This is a genomic window from Paractinoplanes toevensis (assembly GCF_018332695.1).
Lineage (GTDB): Bacteria > Actinomycetota > Actinomycetes > Mycobacteriales > Micromonosporaceae > Actinoplanes > Actinoplanes toevensis.
Map to the genome: position 1 here is coordinate 1 of NZ_BOQN01000184.1, position 501 is coordinate 501.

General features: G+C 67.3%; 1 protein-coding gene. It reads left to right on the forward strand.

The genetic code is table 11. From position 1 onward, the window contains the following. The coding region (locus Ato02nite_RS49775; RefSeq protein WP_246608239.1) for a hypothetical protein at positions 1 to 347 on the forward strand (347 nt) is incomplete at its 5' end. Between the last annotated feature and the right edge of the window lie 154 nt (positions 348 to 501).

Here is a 501-nt window from a genome sequence, read left to right on the forward strand (position 1 = left end):
TCGCGGCAGATCCGGGCGTCGGACCCGGCCGACCCGCGAGAATGGTCGTCATGAAGGCGATCTACCCAAGCGACGGTGATGACGCCCGTCCGGATGCGGTGCCCGGCCTGCAACCCGAAGCGAAAATGAGCGCCGCGTCCCGCACGCTTGAGGTCGACGGAGAGGTGTTCGCCCTCCGCCCGAACGAGCTCGGCGGCACCCACTACGCGTGGCTTACCGGGCCCCATACCGGCTATGGCTTCGGAACGAGTCCGACCGTGGAGCTGTCGTTCGACGAGCACATCGACAACATCCGCAGCTTTCTTGCCATGGTCGACCCCACCACGGGCTATATCGAAGACGATTGAGCGTCAGCGGCCTGCTGCTCCTATTTGCTCCCCGGTCAGCGCGGCGGGACCTTGTCACAAGGCGCGCCGGCGCAGGAGCTCGCTGCCGACGCGCGGCTCGTCATCGACGGAGGTGGGCCGCTCACTGCGGCAGGCTCGCGCGTTATCTGCGGCA